Here is a 17,875-nt window from a genome sequence, read left to right as displayed (position 1 = left end):
CGCGGGGTTCTTACATCAGCAGGTGTTCACCCGCGTTGTCGCCGCCCAGAATCACGTAGTTGACTTTGCGGATGTCCATCAATTTGGTGCCGCCTGAATAACTGATGGCGCTCTGCACGTCTTCTTCCATCTCGCGCAGCGTGTCCTTGAGGCTGCCTTTGACCGGCTCCAGGATGCGTTTGCCCTCGACGTGTTTGTATTCGCCCTTGTTGAAGTCCGAGGCGCTGCCGTAATACTCCTTGAAAAGCCGGCCATCGACCTCGACGGTTTGGCCTGGGCTTTCTTCCAGACCGGCCAGCATGGAGCCGATCATCACCATGGTGGCGCCGAAGCGGATGGATTTGGCGATGTCGCCGTGCTCGCGAATGCCGCCGTCAGCGATGATGGGTTTGGTCGCCACACGCGCGCACCATTTGAGCGCCGACAACTGCCAGCCACCCGTGCCAAAACCGGTTTTCAGCCGGGTGATGCAGACTTTGCCGGGTCCGATGCCGACCTTGGTCGCATCCGCGCCCCAGTTCTCCAGGTCAATGATGGCCTCGGGTGTGCCGACATTGCCGGCGATCACGAAGGACGAGGGAAGCTTGTCCTTGAGGTAGCCGATCATGCGCTGCACCGTGTCGGCATGGCCATGCGCGATGTCGATGGTGATGTAGTCGGGCGCCAGGCCTTCGGTCACCAGCCGGTCCACCGTGTCGTAGTCGGCTTTTTTAACGCCCAGCGATATCGAGGCATACACACCGGCTGCAGCCATGCGCTTGACGAAAGCCAGGTTATCGAGGTCGAAGCGGTGCATCACGTAGAAATAACCGTTTTGGGCCATCCAGACGCAGATGTCCTCGTTGATCACGGTTTTCATGTTCGCCGGCACCACCGGTATGCGGAAGCTGCGCCCACCCAGCGTGACGCCAGCGTCGCATTCGGAGCGGCTTTCCACGCGGCATTTGCGCGGCAGCAGCAAGACATTGTCGTAGTCGAAGATTTCCATGGTTCCCAAGCCTGTAGGTTGAACTGTTAAGAACAGAAGGCACTTGGACTGGACCGGCTCATTGTCGGCAGGAGAGGCAGCAAACAAAAAACCGGGCGCAATTGCTTGGGCCCGGTGACTGATTCTAGGCGCATGTGCGGGTTACCGGCACGTGCGTGCTTGTATAGCCGTTATATGTGCAGGCCCATGGCGCTCAGCGCGGCGGCACGCAGCGCGATTGCGCTGCAGCGAACACGCGGCCGCCGGCATCCTGTACCCAGCCGACCACGCGCAGGCGTGAGGGGTCGGTGCCGGCCGGGATGTCCATGCTGCGTGACTCCAGCCAGCTTGGGCGCTCATCTTTTGATAGCTGCTTGCGTCCGTCCCATAAGGGCTGAAGCAGGTTTCGGACAAGATTTCTGGGCACTGGCGAGCCTTCGGTGCCGGCCGGGATGGTTTCCACCAGCGCCAGCCAGACGGTCCAGGGCGCGGGCGTGCCCGCCGGCGGGAGGCGTTTTAGTTCCACCGACGCGCCGATGTAGCCGGAGACGGGCAATCCGTGCGCCACCCGCAGGCGGCCTTGAACGGCAACGGCGGTGGTCTGGCTGCTGCTGCCGGCCTGCGGCGCCAGGCCCAAGGCTTCGAGGCGCTTGAGTCCGTCGCGGCTGGCGACTGCCGACAGCGGTGCGTCCTCGCCCTGACTGCCGGGAAGCACCCAGTCCAATGCCACTTCACCGCGGCGGGCGCGGGCGGTGCTCGCATCGATCCAGCAATCGCGGCAATCGGCATTGATGAAACGTTCCACCAGGGCCACCGGTCTTGCCTGCCCGTCGCTGGAGCAGGAGGACTGGGCATGGGCAGGCGGCGCCAGGCTAGCTGCCAGCACAAGCGACGCAAGAACGGGTACTCGCCGGGGAAACAAGGGCGGCATCAGAGGCTTTCTACAATGGGGAATGTTCTCAGAAGTCGCATCAAGCTCCCCTCTCTTACGAAATCTTAATCCGGAGCAACTGGCAGCGGTCACCTTACCAAACACGCATGCGCTGATCCTGGCCGGCGCGGGCTCTGGCAAAACCCGCGTGCTCACTACCCGCATTGCCTGGCTACTGCAAACCGGTCAGGTGTCGCCGGGCGGTATTCTGGCGGTCACCTTTACCAACAAGGCGGCCAAGGAGATGATGGTCCGCCTCTCCAGCATGTTGCCGGTCAATGTGCGCGGCATGTGGATAGGCACCTTCCACGGCCTGTGCAACCGCTTTCTGCGCGCGCACTACAAGCTGGCGAACCTGCCGTCGACCTTCCAGATCCTGGACACCCAGGACCAACTCTCGGCGATCAAGCGCCTGTGCAAGCAGTTCAACATTGACGACGAACGTTTTCCGCCCAAGCAGCTGATGTGGTTCATTGCCGGCTGCAAGGAAGACGGCCAGCGCGCCAAAGATGTGGTGGTGCGAGATGAAGAGACGCGTAAAAAGGCCGAGATTTATGCACTCTACGAAGAGCAGTGCCAGCGCGAAGGCGTGGTCGATTTCGGCGAGCTGATGCTGCGCAGCTACGAACTGCTGCGTGACAACGCGCCGGTACGCGAGCATTATCAGCGGCGCTTTCGACATATCCTGATCGACGAGTTCCAGGACACCAACAAACTGCAGTACGCCTGGATAAAGATGCTGGCGGGGCAGGGCGATGCCGCTGCTGCTGGTACGCACGCGATGCCGGGTGGCTCGGTGGTGGCGGTGGGCGATGACGACCAGAGCATTTATGCGTTCCGCGGCGCGCGTGTCGGCAACATGGCCGACTTCGTGCGTGAGTTCGATGTGCAGCAGCAGATCAAGCTCGAGCGCAACTACCGCAGCTTCGGCAACATCCTCGATTCGGCCAACGAACTGATCAGCCACAACAGCAAGCGCCTGGGCAAAAACCTTCGCACCGAAGCTGGTCCCGGCGAGCCGGTGCGGGTGTTCGAGGCCACTTCCGATTTTGCCGAAGCCCAGTGGTTTGTTGACGAGGTGCGGCAACTGGTACGCGACGGCACCGAGCGCAAGGAGATTGCGCTTCTCTACCGCAGCAATGCGCAAAGCCGGGTCATGGAGACCGCGTTGTTCAACAACGCCATACCTTACCGCGTCTACGGCGGCCTGCGCTTTTTCGAGCGCGCCGAGATCAAACACGCGCTGGCCTATTTGCGCCTGATGGACAACCCGCACGACGACACCAGTTTCATGCGCATCGTCAACTTCCCGCCGCGCGGCATCGGCATGCGCAGCATCGAACAATTGCAGGATGTGGCGCGTGCCGCCGGCTGCTCGCTGCACGATGCGGTCAGCGCGGTGTCCGGCAAGGCCGGTACCAACCTGGGCGCGTTCGTCGCGAAACTGGATGTGCTGCGTGAGCAGACGCCAGGGTTGAGCTTGCGCGAAATTATTGAACTCGTGCTGCAACACAGCGGCCTTGAAGAACATTACAAACTTGATAAAGAAGGCCAGGATAGGCTGGAAAACCTGGGCGAGCTTGTCAACGCCGCCGAGTCGTTTGTCAGTCTGGAGGGTTTTGGCCGCGATGCAGTGGCCTTGCCGATCGATGAATTGGGCGTGGCTTTGCGCCAGTCGCCGGCCAGCCAGGGCCTGGATCCGTCGGCGCCTTTGGGCAACGAGCTGCTGCCCGAATTGCTGGCGCCGAACCAGGAAACCGGCGAAACCCTGTCGCCGCTGGCGGCGTTTCTGACCCATGCCGCGCTCGAGTCCGGTGACAACCAGGCGCAGGCCGGCCAGGACGCGGTGCAACTAATGACTGTACATTCGTCCAAGGGCCTGGAGTTCGACTGCGTGTTCATCTCCGGCCTGGAAGACGGCATCTTTCCGCATGAAAACTCCTTGAGTGACGCCGGCGGCATCGAGGAAGAGCGCCGGTTGATGTACGTGGCCATCACACGCGCGCGCAAGCGCCTGTACCTGACCCATTCGCAGACGCGCATGCTGCACGGCCAGACCCGCTACAACCTGAAAAGCCGCTTTTTCGACGAGCTGCCGGAGGCGGCGCTCAAATGGATCACGCCAAAAAACCGGGGTTTCGCACAGGCCTACGGCGGCAACAGCGGGACCTGGGGTGCTAGCAATTCAGGAGCTGGTGGCGCACGCGGGGATTGGGCTGCAGCAGCATTTGCTTCAAGAAAACCGGTCGGCGAGACATTTGCCAACCCGGTGGTGCCGCCGCAGCGCAACGCGCCTGCGCACGGACTGAAGACCGGCATGGAGGTGTTCCACGCCAAGTTCGGCGAGGGCCGGGTCATGATGCTCGAAGGCAGCGGCGATGACGCGCGGGCCCAGATCAACTTCACCCGGCATGGCGTCAAATGGCTGGCGCTGAGCGTGGCCAAGCTGACAGTGGTTTAGTTAAGATGGAACAGGCCCGATCAACCGCTCCGAGACAACCATGAACGAGACCGAGACAAACCCTCAAGCCGACGACGCCACCATCGAAGTGAGCCACCAGGCGTTCAAGACCGGATTGCCCATGGGCCGCTTTCGTCTGATCGTCAACCCCGAGCGTGCCCAAAAATATGTCAAGCATCGCCTGTTTGTCGTCGGCATCTCGTTGCCGCTGCTGGGCATCGGTGCTGCACTGGCCTTGTCCGGTTACTTCTGGTGGGGGCTGCCGATGGTGCTTGTTGGCGCCTTGCTGCACCGCGTCGTCAAGGCCCATGCCACCAAGATACTGCTGCACCTGGCCTTGGGTGACCCCAAGGTTTACCGCGAAGCCATTGATTATGAAATTCTGGAAGTGCGCAGCGCCGCTTGACGGTTCGATGGCGGTCATCACGGTTGATGCGCGCGCCCTGAATTCCGCGATGCAGAACTTTCTTGCGGAAGACTTTGGTTCCAAGGGTAGAAGGTTTGCTCTTAGTCGAGGAGCGAACAAGGGCTGGACGCAGGACGTACGCCTACTGTCGATAGAATAAATGTTCCGCAATGCAGAACATCATGAGCAGTAAAATTCCGACCCTTTTGCCTTCCGCCCAGGGATCGCCCCGCACCGTCCAGGCCAAGCCAGACCGGCACTTCGTAACCGCACTTGCGCGGGGTCTCGATGTGCTCAGTGCTTTTCGTTCGCGCGACCGCATGCTCGGCAACCAGGAACTGGCACGCCGCTGCGGCTTGCCCAAGTCAACGATTTCCAGGTTGACCTACACGCTGACGCGCCAGGGCTACCTGGTCCCGGCGACCGATGGCAAAGGTGCGACCGGTTACCGCCTGGGCAGTGCTGTGCTGGCTTTGGGCGGTGCCATGCTGGCGCGCATGGACATGCGCCAGGTGGCCCGGCCGCTGATGCAGGACCTGGCCGACAGTTCGCAGGCCATGGTGTCGCTGGGCGTGCGCGACCGGTTCAGCATGATTTATGTAGAGAACTGCCGCAGTGAATCCGCGTTGACCCTGAGCCTGGATGTCGGCTCACGCATTCCGCTGGCGCAGACCGCAATGGGGCGCGCCTATCTGGCCGGCTGCAGCGACAGCGAACGCAGCGACTTGATGGAGCGGATTCGCGCGCATGACGAAAAAGCCTGGCCGGTCACGCGCGCCGGCATTGAGCTGGCCCTGGCTCACTACCGCGAGCACGGCTGCTGCGCGTCTTTCGGCGACTGGCAAAAGGATGTGAATGCGATTGCAGCGGCTTTTCGCCCCGAAGGTGGGCGCGCGGTGATGGTGGTCAGTTGCGGCGGGCCGGGCTTCAAGCTGTCGTCGCAATTTTTGATGACCGAGATACGCCCGCAATTGGTCAGCTTGGTCAGGAAGCTGCAAAACGCCTCAGGCGAGGCGTACTGACGGTTGAGCTCGGCGCTCTAGTAGGTCATGGACCCGCCGCCGTCCCGGCTGCCTTTTCGTCCAGCCAGTTGCCACGAGGTTCGCTGCTCCACCAGGCCAGCCAGGAACTCCAGCTCTTCATCGCTGTGGTTCAGCGCACCGGCAGGCGTCAGAAATTTGCCGTCCTGGTTGGGGTTGGCGTCCGCCCAAAATGCTTGGTGGTAGTCGGCCTGGGAAACCCGTTTTTCATTGCCAGCGCCCATGTCCACGGTGCCGTAACAATTGCAGAAGTAGTTGCGGTCTCCCCGGTCGGCAAAGATTTCGGCGTAGACACCGGTGCCGCGTATCCCGGCTGTCAGCGTGGGCAGCACGATGCTGCGGTCTACCCCCTTGCCCCAGACGCTGGCCACTGCGCCGGTCAACAGCCGCAGCAGGCTGACCGCGTTGAGCGTGGCGCCGCGTTCGACCGATAGGCGGGAGTTTTGCCGCACCTGAAACGAAGCATTGCCGATCACAAAGATGAGGTTGGTGCCCGGTCCCGTCTGGATCGCGTCACCGGTCTGAATCGATTGCTGCGGACTCAGCGGGACGCCGTTGATCATCGCGTCTCCCGCCAGTTGCACGATGTTGCTTCGCTGCTGCGCCATCGCAACCGGCAGTCCGCCCAGGGCCACCCAGGCCGCGGCTGCCTTGAGCACATCGCGCCTTTGAAACCACAAGATTTCTTTTTCTTGCCGGCCTTGCAGCAGGTGCTGGGTCATGGTGTTTCTCCAGGGGGGGGCGGGTCTTCGGGGGGGGAGGCTTCAAAACTGTCCTCGAAAGTGAAATAAATCGAGGTTGAAAACATGGCCGCCATCAGCAAGGCCACTGGCATGATCGCGGCGGCGGCTGCTTCGGGGCTGGTCAGCAGGCTGGCCAGCAAGGTGACGACGAGGCCAATCAGCACCAGCACCACCATCCAGGTGATGCCGAATACGGCGTATGCGCCGGCGTTCCTGAAACACACGACGGCGCTGAAAAACAGGCTTTTTACAGGTGTCACGCCATGCCAGTGCACCAGTGCCGGCGCATGCCAGAACAGCACCGACACCGGCAGGTACAGCACCATCACGAGCAGCATCACGCCCTGCATGCCGGGTGAGAGCGCACTTTCGCGGCTGACCGGCGCGTCCGCAAACAGCGGCACGATGGTGACGATCAGCAGGCAGGCTGCCGAATACAAGAAACCGAGCACCATCATGGCGCGCGCGCGATGCTTGCCGGCTCGAAAAGCGCTGATCAGTATTGCGGGCATGGGGAAACGCCCCTTGGTCGCCTCTCGCGTGGCGGCCATCAGGCCCAGCGTGGCCGCCGGCACGATGGCCAGCGCCAGCACCACGCCCACAAAAGGAATCAGGGATGCCAGCGTGGCCGCCGCCATGTACAGAAAAAACAACCCCACCAGCGCCAGCGGCTGCTTGAAGAACGTGCGGATGCCGAGCTTGACCCATGTGATGCCGGTGCGTGCAGGAACGATGTTGAGTTTCATTGCGAGGATGGCTTGTTAAGAGGTTCAGGGCGAAAGGGTTTCACGTGTGCCGTGAAAAATGGGCAATTGGGTGAACAATTTAACGCCAGCGGTCGAGTTTGCTTGAAAAGCAGGCCCGCCCGCAACTTTCTTCACGCGTTGGACGGTTCGTGTTCAGCAGGTCAGGCCGCGGGGATGGGCCACCCGTTCGCGCAGCACGCGCTCGAAATGGCCAGGATCGTGCGCCTGCAGCAGCGCGGCTTCGCGCGGCAGGTGAAAGTCCCATAAGCGCGAGATCCAGAAGCGCAGCGCGCCGGCGCGCTGCATGGCCGGCAGCAAAACCCGCTCCTGCGGGCTCAGGCGGCGCACGGCCTGGTAGGCCGCCAGGAAGGCGTCGGCCCGCGCCGCATCATGCGCGCCGCTGTCCAGGTGGATGCACCAATCGTTCAGGCTGACGCCGATATCAAACAGAAAGGTGTCGCAGCCAGCGAAATAGAAATCGAAAAACCCGGTCAACTGCGGCGCGTCGCCCTCGCTGTCAAACATCACGTTGTCTCTGAACAGGTCGGCATGGATGGGCCCGCGCGGCAAGGCGTGCCAGTTTGACGAGGCCGCCACATGGTTCTGGTAAGCCAGCTCCGACCGGATCAGCCGGCTTTGCGCTTCGTCCAGATGCGGCAGCACCACCGGCACGGTTTCGTTCCACCAGGCGAGGCCGCGCAGATTGGGTTGGCTGCGGTCAAAGTCGCGGCCGGCCAGGTGCATGCGGGCGAGGGTTTCACCGACCGCCGCGCAATGGGCAGGCGTGGGCGCCAGCTCGCTGCGGCCGCGCAGGCGGTTCACCACGGCGGCGGGTTTGCCCTTCAGGCGCAGCAAGATGTCGCCGGGTTTGCCGCCAGCACCATCGGCAGCCGTGATGGCATGTGGCTCGGGCACCGGGATGCCGTGCTGCGCCAGGTGTTTCATCAGGTGAAGGTAGAACGGCAATTGCGCGAAGCTCAGGCGTTCAAACAGGGTTAGCACGTAGCGGCCCTGGTCGGTGTCCACGAAATAGTTGGTGTTTTCAATCCCGCCTGCGCAGGCGGTGATGCTTTGAAGTTGCCCCAGTCCGAGCGACTGCAAAAGGGGAGCTGCCTCGTCAAGCGAGACTTCGGTGTAGACGGCCATGCCTGAAACTGAAAACCGGAGGCTGGGAACGGAAGGCTAGAACTTCAGCACGTTCCAGACACGGCTGCCGGTGGCGCCGGGGCCCGCTTTGGACGGTCCCGTGCCGCCGCCCTTGGTGGCCTCGGAAGGCAACACTTCATAGGCCGGCACATCCGCCTTGGGCTGCACCGTGATGCTCTGGGTTTCGCCGCCAACGCGCACTTCGTCGATGCGCGAACCGGCGTCCTCGGTGCGGATGCGCTGGATGGCCGCGTCCGGCCGGCGGCTGGACGGGTTGGTGCCGGGCTGCACGGCGGGCGGGGAGCTTGCTGCCGGGGCGGTTGCCGCCGTCTGGGCCAGGGCCGGGGCGCCAGCCAACACCGCAGCGGCGCCGGCGAGCAGAAGGGAGCAAATAGGGTGTTGCATGCAAGCATTGTAGGGGGCTGGCGCGCCCATGGGGAGAGCGGGTAAAACGGTGACAATCTAGGGCCTGCTCACACTATTTATGCAAGATGCGTTGCGAGTTTCGCCGCAACCCGAAGGGAATATGGTTAAAACAGCACCACTCGTTGTTGCACTCCTAGCTCAGCCGCTCAGGCTGGGCGTCGTCGCGCGCCTGGATTGGCGCTGGTTTAACCATATTCGCACTTGCATCAATAGTGTGAACAGGCCCTGGCCATGAGCACCGACAAAAAAACTTTGCTGCTGGTGGACGGCTCCAGCTACCTGTACCGCGCTTTTCATGCCATGCCCGACTTGCGCGCCGACCCCGGCGATCCGGCCAGTCCGGCCACCGGCGCGATACGCGGCATGGTCAACATGATGCAAAAGCTGCGCAAGGACGTGCGGGCTGACTACGCTGTCTGTGTTTTCGACGCCAAGGGCCCGACTTTCCGCGACGCGCTTTACCCCGACTACAAGGCCCAGCGCTCACCCATGCCCGACGATTTGCGCAGCCAGGTTGCACCCATCCATGAGGTGGTGCGCCTGCTCGGCTGGAAGGTGCTGGACGTGCCGGGCGTCGAGGCCGACGACGTGATCGGCACGCTGGCCTGCATGGCTTCGAAGCAGAGCATTGAAGTCATCATTTCCAGCGGCGACAAGGACCTGAGCCAGCTCGTCGATGAACACATCACCGTGATCGACACCATGAACGACAGGCGACGGGATCTGGCCGGTGTTGAAGCCGAGTTCGGCGTGCCGCCGCGGCTGATGGTCGATTACCAGACCTTGGTTGGCGACGCGGTGGACAACGTGCCGGGCGTGCCCAAGGTCGGCCCCAAGACCGCCGTCAAGTGGCTGCTCGAATACGGCTCACTCGATGCGCTGGTGGCGCGCGCCGACGAGATCAAGGGCGTGGTCGGCGAGAACCTGCGTCAGACCCTTGACTGGCTGCCCAGGGGCCGCGAGCTCCTGACCATCAAGAAGGACTGCGAGCTGGTGGACTACATCGATGGTTTGCCCGCGATGGAATCCATAGCGATGGGGCCACAACAGACGGAGGCGTTGAAGGGTTTTTATCAAAAGTACGGGTTCAAGGGCCTGGTCCGGCAGATTGAGATTGAAAGCACGCCCCCCGAGCTGATCAGTGCACCCGAGGGCCGGCCTGCCCAGCCCAAAGCCAAAGTCGCCGATACCTCTTCGCCCGGCCTGTTCGATGAACCAGCCCCGGCGGACACGCCTCCGCTGGCCGAACGCACGACCAACCTGCGTTACGACACCGTGCTGAGCTGGGAGCTGTTCGACACCTGGCTCGCAAAAATCGAAGCGGCCGACCTGGTGGCGCTGGACACGGAGACCACTTCGCTTGACGAAATGCTGGCGCAGATCGTCGGCCTGAGCTTCAGCGTCCAACCCGGCGCGGCAGCCTACATCCCGCTGACGCACGATTACCCCGATGCGCCTGAGCAACTGCCGCGAAACGAGGTGCTGGCGCGGCTCAAACCCTGGCTGGAAAATCCGGCCAAATCCAAACTTGGCCAACACGTCAAGTACGACCGCCATGTGTTTGCCAACCATGGCATCGAGGTGCAGGGCTATGCACACGACACCATGCTGCAGAGTTATGTGCTCGAAGTGACCAAACCGCATGGCCTGGCCAGCCTGGCCGAGCGGCATGTGGGGCGCAGCGGCATCAATTACGAAGACCTGTGCGGCAAGGGTGCGCACCAGATCAAGTTCAACCAGGTCGACATCGCCAAGGCCGCCGAATATTCGTGCGAAGACTCCGACCAGACGCTGGACGTGCACCGCGTGTTGTGGCCCCAGGTGCAGGCCAACGAGAAGTTGCGTTTTATCTACGATCTGGAGATGCAAAGCAGCGAGGCGCTGTACCGCATCGAGCGCAACGGCGTGCTGATCGACGCGCCCATGCTGGCCACCCAAAGCCACGAGCTCGGCCAGCGCATTGTGCAACTTGAGGCCGAGGCCTACGAGATCGCCGGCCAGCCTTTCAACCTGGGCAGCCCGAAACAGCTCGGTGAAATTTTCTTCGACAAGCTGGGCATGCCGGTGATCAAGAAGACCCCGAGCGGCGCGCGCAGCACCGACGAGGAAGTGCTGGAAAAACTCGCCGAGGACTACCCACTGCCGGCCAAGCTGCTTGAGCACCGCTCGCTGAGCAAGCTCAAGGGCACTTACACCGACAAGCTGGCCCAGCTCGCGCTGCCGCGAACCGGCAGGGTGCACACGCATTACGCGCAGGCCGTGGCGGTGACAGGTCGTTTGTCGAGCAACGACCCGAATCTGCAAAACATCCCGGTGCGAACGCCAGAAGGCCGGCGCGTGCGGGAAGCTTTTGTCGCCCCTGGGGGCAGCGTGATCGCCAGCGCCGACTACTCGCAAATCGAGCTGCGCATCATGGCCCACCTCAGCGGTGACGAAGCGCTGCTGCGCGCTTTCACCGACGGCCTGGACGTGCACAAGGCCACGGCCGCCGAGGTCTTCAGCGTGGACCTGGCGCAAGTCAGCAGCGAGCAGCGGCGCTACGCCAAGGTCATCAACTTCGGCCTGATCTACGGCATGAGCAGCTTCGGCCTTGCGCGCAACCTCGGCATCGAAACCAGGGCAGCGGCGGCCTACATCGACAAGTATTTTCAGCGTTATCCGGGCGTCAAGAACTACATGGAGCAGACCGTGGTGTTTGCGCAGGACAATCATTTTGTCGAGACCGTGTTTGGTCGGCGGCTGTACCTGGCCGAGATCAATGGCGGCAACGGTCCACGCAAGAAGGCCGCCGAAAGGCAGGCCATCAATGCGCCCATGCAGGGCACAGCGGCCGATCTGATCAAGCTCAGCATGGTCAAGGTGCAGCAGGTGCTGGATGCGGAAAAACGCGCGACCAAAATGATCATGCAGGTGCACGATGAACTTGTCTTTGAAGTGCCCGAGGCCGAGGTCGAATGGCTGCGCACAGAAATCCCGCGCCTGATGGCCGGTGTCGCCGAGCTCAAGGTGCCGTTGCTGGCCGAGATCGGCGTGGGCCCGAACTGGGAACAGGCGCACTGAATTTCGAGGGAGCGCGATCTGATGGATATAAAAACCTATGGCATGTCCGAGCGGGCCGACCACCTGGACTTTGACATCCGCTCGCAACTGGTGCGGCCGCCGCTGGTGCGCCCACATCGGCACGAGTATTTTCAAATCCAGATCAGCCTGCAGGGCGACACCCAGCAGAACGTGGCCGGCACGGTGCGGCCGTTCCGGCGCGGTTACCTGAGTTTTATCCTGCCTTACCGCGTGCATGTGATCCCACACCCTGAGGGTTCGCGTTACGTGATCATCAACATGGCGCAGCAATTCCTGCGACCCGGCCTGGACGTGGACCCGCTGGACCTGGAAGACGTGCCGCTGAGCCGGGCGCCCGAACTCGCGCCTTTCCTGTTCCAGGAATACGCCGACTTCCATTTTTCGGAAGACGAGTTTCCCGAAGTGGAAGCGCTGCTCGACAAACTGGCTGCCGAAAATGCGCAGCGCCGCTTCGGCTCGGTGGAGATGATTCGTGGCCTGATGCTGCAATTGATCGGCATGACCTGCCGCAAGTTTGAAGCCGAGCTGTTGCGCTTTTCGGCCAGCCAGGCCCAGCAGGGCAGCCGCAAGGCCAGTCTGCAGCGCGCTGTTCGGTATATCCGTGAACACCTGGCCGCTGAGATCACGCTGGCCGACGCGGCGGCCGCGGCTTTCCTGTCGCCCAACTACCTGGCGCACCTGCTCAAGAAAGAAACCGGCAAAACCTTCACCGACCTGGTGACCGAACGCCGGCTGGAGTTTGCGCAGGAGCTGCTGACCCACAGCAGCCAACGTATTGCTGCGGTCGCGCACGCCTCGGGGTTTGCCGACGAAGCCTACTTTGCGCGGCGCTTTCGCCAGCGTTTTGGCCAGACGCCGCGGGCCTTCCGCGACGGCGTGCGTGCGCGAATCTCCGGAGCCGTTTGAGCGCAGCGCCTGCTGCGCTGCAACAGCCTTGCATTGAATCGTCCGCTTAAAGCGTAATTGCGTCCGGCCGCCGCGGGCGATTGCGGCTTAAGCTGGCCGGGCATGTACAAAACCAAGGAGACAGACATGACAAATATCACCAAACTCAGTAAACGCGGACTGCTCCAATCGGGCGCCCTGATGGCGGCAGGTGCCCTGACCGGCTGCGCCACGACCGGCGCGGCGGGCCCTGCACCGGCCACGCCTTTCCGGGTGGCCGACACCTTTGTGCCGATTGCCGGCAGCAGCGAGATGTTTCCGGTGCGCCGGGTTTACTGCATAGGCCGCAACTATGCGGCCCACGCCATTGAAATGGGCTCGGACCCGACGCGCGAGCCGCCTTTCTTTTTCCAGAAACCGACGGATGCCATCCAGGTCGTGCCGCCCGGTACCGTGGCCGACCATCCCTATCCGTCGCTGACCAAAAACTACCACTACGAGGTGGAACTCGTCGCCGCCCTGTCCAAAGGCGGGCGCAACATTCCCATGAGCACGGCGCTGGATTGCGTCTACGGTTATGCCTTGGGACTGGACATGACGCGGCGTGACCTGCAACGCGGCATGGGCGACCAGAAAAAGCCCTGGGAGATCGGCAAGAGTTTCGACCGTTCGGCGCCCATCAGCCCCATCCACAAGGTGGCGCAGACCGGGCATTACACCAAGGGTGCGATCTGGCTCAAGGTCAACGGGCAGATCAAGCAGCAGGCCACGCTGAACCACATGATCTGGTCGGTGGCGGAGCAGATTTCCAGGCTGTCCGAGGCGTTTGAGCTGTTTCCCGGCGACATCATTTATTCGGGCACGCCGGAAAATGTCGGACCGGTGGTCAAGGGTGACGTGATCGAATGCCATATCGACGGTCTTCCCGAACTCAGCGTCCGTATCGTCTGAACATGGCAGGGGGAAGGCAAAAGTATTCCCCCTGCGTGCAGAAATTTCGGCCAGCGCTTAGACTCCAACGGGTTATTTCATCCACCCCTTGAGGACCCGCCATGCTAACTAGCGACCTGAAAAACGAGTTTGATTCTCTGCTGCCCGGCCACGCCACCGAAAACGGCGCCAGCCGCCGTACTGCACTGAAGGCGGCCCTGGGTGTGGGTTATGCCGCGACGGCCTTGCCGATCATGGCGCAGACCGCCATCAAGACCTCCGCCGACGGACTGAAAGCCGGCGAGACCAGTTTCGAGGTCAACGGTTTTAAGGTGCCGGCCTATTTCGCTGCGCCGGCCGGCAAGACCAATCTGCCGGTGATCCTGGTAATCCAGGAGATTTTTGGCGTGCATGAATACATCGCCGACACCGCCCGCCGTTTTGCCAAGGCCGGTTACCTGGCGATTGCGCCAGAACTGTATGCCCGCCAGGGCGACCCGAGCCAGTACGGGGAGATGGCCAAGCTGATGGCCGAAGTCGTCTCCAAGGTGCCTGACGCGCAAGTCATGGCCGACCTCGACGGGGCGGTGAAATGGGCCGGCGCCAACGGCGGCGACACCGGCAAGGTCGGCATTACCGGTTTTTGCTGGGGTGGCCGCGTGACCTGGCTGTATGCGGCGCACAGTCCCAACGTCAAGGCCGGTGTGGCCTGGTATGGCCGCCTGGTCGGCGCCTCCACACCGCTAACGCCGAAACACCCGGTGGAAATTGCGCCTATCCTGAACGGTCCGGTGCTCGGCTTGTACGGTGGCCAGGATGCCGGCATCCCGCTGGACACGGTCGACAAGATGAAAGCTGCGCTTGCCGCCGGCAGCCCCGCGGCGAAGGCCTCGCAGTTTGTGGTGTACCCTGATGCCCCGCACGCCTTCCATGCCGACTACCGCCCGAGCTTCCGCAAGGAACCGGCCGACGACGGCTGGAAACGTGCTCTGGCGTGGTTCAAGGCCAACGGCGTCGCTTAAAATCCTCTAGCGTTTCCGTGGTGTCCAGGGCCGCCCCACAGCAATGTGCGGCGGCTTTTTTATCGGCTTCAGCCCGTTTCGGCGTTTATTTAACCTTTGAGGGCTCCAGCCCATACAGATCGGGCGTAAGCAGCTATGACTTTGATAGCAATTTTGACCGGCACCCTGGCCGCCGGCATCGGCAGCGTGTGGCTGGCCGCGCTGCTGAGCTTTGGCGTGCTGGCGCGTTACACCACCCACATGCTGAGCCTGGCGGCTGGCGCGCTGCTGGCGACCGCTTTCATGCACCTGCTGCCTGAAGCTTTTGAAAGCCAGGCTGGCGCGCAGGAGTTGTTTGCCACCTTGCTGGTCGGTCTGGTGTTTTTCTTTCTGCTCGACAAGGCCGAGCTTTATCACCACGGCCATGAGCACCATGACCTGCGGGCCGGCGAACCAGCGTTGGGCGAGCTGCTGGCGCCGGTGCGCACCAGCAACTCCCTGCCTGCCGAACCTGTGCAAACTTCGCCCGGCCCGCTGGAGCATGGCCACGGGAGCCACCATCATCACAGCCACCCGGTCAAATCCGGTAGCTGGGCTGTGCTAACCGGCGACAGCGTGCACGCATTTGGCGACGGCATATTGATCGCCTCCGCGTTTGTGGCCGACATGCGCCTGGGCGTGATCACCGCGCTGGCGGTGCTGGCGCATGAGATCCCGCACCACATGGGCGACCTGGTGGTGCTGCGCCAGACCTCCAGCAACCAGCGCGCTGCACTGGTCAAGGTGTCGCTGGCCGGCGCCGTGACCGCGCTGGGCGGCCTGGTCGGCTACGCGCTGGTGGACATGCTGCACGACTGGCTGCCTTACTTTCTGGTGGTCGCGTCCAGCAGTTTTGTCTATGTGGCGCTGGCCGACCTGATCCCGCAACTGCAAAAACGCCTGAGCGCCCGCGAAACCTTTGCCCAGATCGCTTGGCTGGTGGTTGGTATTGCGCTGGTCACGGTGGTCAGCGGGCTGGCTCACGGCCACTAGGGTCTGTTCACGCTATTTATACAAGTGAGTTCCCTCCGGGTTGCGGCCAAAAAGGCCATGCTCAGTGTTGCAAAGCCTTGCCGGGCGCCAGCCCGGCTGCATTTTGCGCCTCGCGCATGACCTTTTTGACTCGCAACGCATCTTGCATAAATAGTGAGTGTGGACAGACCCTGGCCTGGCGTGTCAGCCGCAGGCTGACACGAACAGTGCCTTGCTGCCTATAAGCGGAGCACGCCTGAGGCGCGATCATGAAATCATTCTTTTAAGGATGCGCCATGAAACTGCTCACCTCCCAGCAACGCCCCGCCAAGCCCCGCCGCGCCCGCCGCCTGATGGCGGCCTGGATCGCCTACTTCACCACCGTGTGCGCCAGCATGGCGGCAGCCGCTGCCGTGGTGACGGAAACCGCGCCCATCCTGCTGGTCACGGGCCTGTGAACATGCACGCCGAACCGAAACCCGCGCCGGACGAGGACACCGTTCCGCCCGGCGACGACAGCAATACCGACCCTACGCCGCCGCTACCTGCCGACCCCGGCCGCAATGGTGATGCGCGCAACCCTTCGGCCTCAGCCGGCAAGAAGCATCCGCCCATGGACGAAGAGCCCGAAATCAACAACAGGGAGCGCGGCATTCCATCTGACGGCGGCGATCCCGAGGGCGGAGACATTCGCGATATCGACAAACCGACCGAGGCTTCGGGCGACAAACCCATAGGCGAGATCCATGGCCACTGACCCCATCGTACCGCCACCGCAACCGGTTCAACCGCTGAGCACGCCGCCCAACCCGGGTCAGGTGCAGCCCACACCTGAGCCGATGTAGTTGCCCGACGGGTGGATAGAGCTATTTAGAGCCATTGACGCTCTACCTTTAAGAGCTGTTGGCGCTTTGCAGGTAAGGGCTGGCAGCAGATTTTTCTTTAAACTCCGGCTGCTTCGAGTTCTGCGCGCGCCGGCAGCCCTTCGCTGTCGCCCAACACCTGCACCGCACGCGCGCCTATCCAGGCGCCGCGTCTGACGGCCGCCGGCACGTCGCAACCGGTCAGCAGGGCACTGATCACACCCACGGCAAAACCGTCGCCCGCGCCCACGGTGTCCACCACCTTGCCCACAGGAAAGCCCGCCACGTGGCCGCTGCCGTGTTCGCCGTCAAAGTACGCGCCTTCGCTGCCGAGCTTGACAATCACCAGGCTGGCGCCGCGCGCGCGGTAGAAACGGGCAATGCCTTCGGCAGTGCTCTCGCCGGTCAGCAGTCGGCCTTCTTCCAGACCAGGCAGCACCCAGTCGGCGCGCACCGCCAGGTCGTTGATGGCGTCAACCATGATCTCCCGCGTGGCCCACAGCGTGGGCCGCAGATTCGGGTCAAACGACACCGTGCGCCCGGCCGCACGCATCAGGTCCATGCTCTGGCGCGCCAACGGCAGTGTGGTCGGCGAGATCGCCGCAAACACGCCGGTGGCGTGCAGATGCCGCGCCGACAGCAGCCAGGCGGTGTCGATGTCCTGCGTGCCCATGTGGCTGGCAGCCGACCCCCTGCGGTGGTATTCCACCGTAGGATCGCTGCCGTCCAGCACACTGCCCTTGATCATGAAACCGGTGGATTGCGCGGCGGTGAGTGCCACATGCGAGCAGTCAATGCCTTCGGCCGACATCTCGCGGATCAAGTAGCGGCCCATCATGTCGGTGCCGAGTCGGCTGGCCCAGCCGACCTTCAGGCCGAGGCGGGCCAGGCCGATGGCGACATTGGTTTCCGCGCCGGCCGTACGTTTATGAAAGGACGCAGCGTCCTCCAGAGCGCCTGGCCGGTCGGCCACCAGCAGCAGCATCGCTTCACCAAAAGTTACAACGTCCAGCGCGCTTGTCATAAAAGGGTCTTGGGAGAGTGCAGGGTGCGCAAATCCTAGCACTCCGCAGTTGCTATGCAATTAATAGCTGATCCCGATTTCTGCATATGGGCTGGAGCGGAGTTCCATACATAAATGGTGAGGAGTGCGCTGACACCCGGCGGCCAGGCTGAGGTGATCAAACCGGATTCGGGCCGCTGCCTGCAGTCCTACAACAAGATCAACAGCGTCCGAC

General features: G+C 62.7%; 17 protein-coding genes. 10 read left to right on the top strand and 7 right to left on the bottom strand.

All coding sequences use genetic code 11. From position 1 onward, the window contains the following. Positions 1–10: 10 nt before the first annotated feature. On the bottom strand, positions 11–988 hold the full coding sequence (locus IEX16_RS08985) for a GMP reductase (protein WP_188708009.1): 978 nt from the start codon (positions 986–988) through the stop codon (positions 11–13). Positions 989–1,181: 193 nt separating this feature from the next. Beyond that, a complete protein-coding gene (locus tag IEX16_RS08980) occupies positions 1,182–1,853 on the bottom strand; it encodes a hypothetical protein (protein ID WP_188708008.1) in 672 nt (223 codons plus the stop codon). 67 nt (positions 1,854–1,920) lie between these two features. Between IEX16_RS08980 and IEX16_RS08975 the strand changes: the two genes are divergently transcribed. The 3 genes from IEX16_RS08975 (at position 1,921) to IEX16_RS08965 (ending at position 5,787) form a co-directional block, all read left to right on the top strand. Beyond that, positions 1,921–4,359 carry a UvrD-helicase domain-containing protein gene (locus IEX16_RS08975; protein WP_188708007.1) on the top strand — a complete coding sequence of 813 codons (2,439 nt, stop codon included), beginning with the start codon at positions 1,921–1,923 and terminating at the stop codon, positions 4,357–4,359. Positions 4,360–4,399: 40 nt separating this feature from the next. Continuing rightward, positions 4,400–4,765: a hypothetical protein gene (locus IEX16_RS08970; protein ID WP_188708006.1), complete on the top strand. Its 366-nt coding sequence runs from the start codon at positions 4,400–4,402 to the stop codon at positions 4,763–4,765. Positions 4,766–4,947: 182 nt separating this feature from the next. Then, the gene (locus IEX16_RS08965; RefSeq protein WP_188708005.1) at positions 4,948–5,787 is read left to right on the top strand and encodes an IclR family transcriptional regulator; all 840 of its coding nucleotides are present in this window, start codon (positions 4,948–4,950) and stop codon (positions 5,785–5,787) included. A gap of 17 nt (positions 5,788–5,804) precedes the next feature. Here IEX16_RS08965 and IEX16_RS08960 read toward each other — a convergent pair whose 3' ends face one another. From IEX16_RS08960 to IEX16_RS08945, 4 genes are all read right to left on the bottom strand, one after another. Then, positions 5,805–6,527 (bottom strand): FecR family protein, encoded by a 723-nt coding sequence (locus tag IEX16_RS08960; protein ID WP_188708004.1) that lies wholly within the window; start codon positions 6,525–6,527, stop codon positions 5,805–5,807. Beyond that, on the bottom strand, positions 6,524–7,294 hold the full coding sequence (locus IEX16_RS08955; protein WP_188708003.1) for a BPSS1780 family membrane protein: 771 nt from the start codon (positions 7,292–7,294) through the stop codon (positions 6,524–6,526). Before IEX16_RS08955 ends, IEX16_RS08960 begins: the two co-directional genes overlap by 4 nt. 153 nt (positions 7,295–7,447) lie before the next feature. After that, positions 7,448–8,440, bottom strand: a complete 993-nt coding sequence (locus tag IEX16_RS08950) for a homoserine kinase (RefSeq protein WP_188708002.1) — start codon at positions 8,438–8,440, stop codon at positions 7,448–7,450. 36 nt (positions 8,441–8,476) lie between these two features. Further along, positions 8,477–8,845, bottom strand: a complete 369-nt coding sequence (locus IEX16_RS08945; RefSeq protein WP_188708001.1) for a hypothetical protein — start codon at positions 8,843–8,845, stop codon at positions 8,477–8,479. Between the two features lie 252 nt (positions 8,846–9,097). Between IEX16_RS08945 and polA the strand changes: the two genes are divergently transcribed. The 7 genes from polA to IEX16_RS08910 all read left to right on the top strand — a co-directional run bounded on the left by polA (position 9,098) and on the right by IEX16_RS08910 (position 16,531). Next, complete coding sequence (gene polA, locus IEX16_RS08940; RefSeq protein WP_188708000.1) at positions 9,098–11,926, top strand: DNA polymerase I; 2,829 nt, start codon at positions 9,098–9,100, stop codon at positions 11,924–11,926. Positions 11,927–11,944: 18 nt separating this feature from the next. Next, positions 11,945–12,853, top strand: a complete 909-nt coding sequence (locus IEX16_RS08935) for a helix-turn-helix transcriptional regulator (RefSeq protein ID WP_188708206.1) — start codon at positions 11,945–11,947, stop codon at positions 12,851–12,853. A 126-nt stretch (positions 12,854–12,979) separates the two neighbouring features. Next, positions 12,980–13,783 carry a fumarylacetoacetate hydrolase family protein gene (locus IEX16_RS08930; protein WP_188707999.1) on the top strand — a complete coding sequence of 268 codons (804 nt, stop codon included), beginning with the start codon at positions 12,980–12,982 and terminating at the stop codon, positions 13,781–13,783. 101 nt (positions 13,784–13,884) lie between these two features. Then, positions 13,885–14,784: a dienelactone hydrolase family protein gene (locus tag IEX16_RS08925; protein WP_188707998.1), complete on the top strand. Its 900-nt coding sequence runs from the start codon at positions 13,885–13,887 to the stop codon at positions 14,782–14,784. Positions 14,785–14,919: 135 nt separating this feature from the next. Continuing rightward, the gene (locus tag IEX16_RS08920) at positions 14,920–15,795 is read left to right on the top strand and encodes a ZIP family metal transporter (RefSeq protein WP_188707997.1); all 876 of its coding nucleotides are present in this window, start codon (positions 14,920–14,922) and stop codon (positions 15,793–15,795) included. 275 nt (positions 15,796–16,070) lie between these two features. Further along, positions 16,071–16,232, top strand: a complete 162-nt coding sequence (locus tag IEX16_RS08915; protein ID WP_188707996.1) for a hypothetical protein — start codon at positions 16,071–16,073, stop codon at positions 16,230–16,232. Between the two features lie 2 nt (positions 16,233–16,234). Beyond that, complete coding sequence (locus IEX16_RS08910; RefSeq protein ID WP_188707995.1) at positions 16,235–16,531, top strand: hypothetical protein; 297 nt, start codon at positions 16,235–16,237, stop codon at positions 16,529–16,531. A 185-nt stretch (positions 16,532–16,716) separates the two neighbouring features. Here IEX16_RS08910 and IEX16_RS08905 read toward each other — a convergent pair whose 3' ends face one another. After that, positions 16,717–17,661 (bottom strand): sugar kinase, encoded by a 945-nt coding sequence (locus tag IEX16_RS08905; protein WP_188707994.1) that lies wholly within the window; start codon positions 17,659–17,661, stop codon positions 16,717–16,719. Positions 17,662–17,875: the final 214 nt, after the last annotated feature.

Origin of the sequence: Polaromonas eurypsychrophila (genome assembly GCF_014641715.1) — a bacterium.
Lineage (GTDB): Bacteria > Pseudomonadota > Gammaproteobacteria > Burkholderiales > Burkholderiaceae_C > Polaromonas > Polaromonas eurypsychrophila.
This window is presented reverse-complemented; position numbering and strand designations above follow the sequence as displayed.

Bases quoted from the DNA above. Each gene is read 5' to 3' on its own strand.
- IEX16_RS08985 (WP_188708009.1), bottom strand. From the start codon at position 988: ATGGAAATCTTCGACTACGACAATGTCTTGCTGCTGCCGCGCAAATGC.
- IEX16_RS08975 (WP_188708007.1), top strand. From the start codon at position 1,921: ATGTTCTCAGAAGTCGCATCAAGCTCCCCTCTCTTACGAAATCTTAAT.
- IEX16_RS08970 (WP_188708006.1), top strand. From the start codon at position 4,400: ATGAACGAGACCGAGACAAACCCTCAAGCCGACGACGCCACCATCGAA.
- IEX16_RS08965 (WP_188708005.1), top strand. From the start codon at position 4,948: ATGAGCAGTAAAATTCCGACCCTTTTGCCTTCCGCCCAGGGATCGCCC.
- IEX16_RS08960 (WP_188708004.1), bottom strand. From the start codon at position 6,527: ATGACCCAGCACCTGCTGCAAGGCCGGCAAGAAAAAGAAATCTTGTGG.
- IEX16_RS08955 (WP_188708003.1), bottom strand. From the start codon at position 7,294: ATGAAACTCAACATCGTTCCTGCACGCACCGGCATCACATGGGTCAAG.
- IEX16_RS08950 (WP_188708002.1), bottom strand. From the start codon at position 8,440: ATGGCCGTCTACACCGAAGTCTCGCTTGACGAGGCAGCTCCCCTTTTG.
- IEX16_RS08945 (WP_188708001.1), bottom strand. From the start codon at position 8,845: ATGCAACACCCTATTTGCTCCCTTCTGCTCGCCGGCGCCGCTGCGGTG.
- polA (WP_188708000.1), top strand. From the start codon at position 9,098: ATGAGCACCGACAAAAAAACTTTGCTGCTGGTGGACGGCTCCAGCTAC.
- IEX16_RS08930 (WP_188707999.1), top strand. From the start codon at position 12,980: ATGACAAATATCACCAAACTCAGTAAACGCGGACTGCTCCAATCGGGC.
- IEX16_RS08925 (WP_188707998.1), top strand. From the start codon at position 13,885: ATGCTAACTAGCGACCTGAAAAACGAGTTTGATTCTCTGCTGCCCGGC.
- IEX16_RS08920 (WP_188707997.1), top strand. From the start codon at position 14,920: ATGACTTTGATAGCAATTTTGACCGGCACCCTGGCCGCCGGCATCGGC.
- IEX16_RS08915 (WP_188707996.1), top strand. From the start codon at position 16,071: ATGAAACTGCTCACCTCCCAGCAACGCCCCGCCAAGCCCCGCCGCGCC.
- IEX16_RS08910 (WP_188707995.1), top strand. From the start codon at position 16,235: ATGCACGCCGAACCGAAACCCGCGCCGGACGAGGACACCGTTCCGCCC.
- IEX16_RS08905 (WP_188707994.1), bottom strand. From the start codon at position 17,661: ATGACAAGCGCGCTGGACGTTGTAACTTTTGGTGAAGCGATGCTGCTG.